Genomic DNA, 244 nt, shown 5'->3' on the forward strand with positions numbered 1-244 from the left:
GGTTTTTCCAGCATCAGGCTGATCGGGTTAAAGTCTGCGCCTGAAAGCGGTACGACTTCGCCATGCGGGCTGATTAGCCGTCGCTTGATCAGATCGCACGTCCAGCCTGAAAACTGCAACTGGTGCGCCACTGTTTCACCCTGCGCTGGCTGAGTACGCCGTAACAAGGCTTTAATGCGGGCGAGCAGCTCCCTCGGACTAAAGGTTTTGGTGATGTAATCATCCGCTCCGATTTCAAGACCTG

Annotated in this window: 1 pseudogene; it reads right to left on the reverse strand. The window is 54.9% G+C overall.

From position 1 onward, the window contains the following. Positions 1-244, reverse strand: a pseudogene (locus tag ACYP03_RS27550) (DNA-binding response regulator); the annotation flags it as partial.

Source organism: Photobacterium sp. R1 (assembly GCF_054600795.1).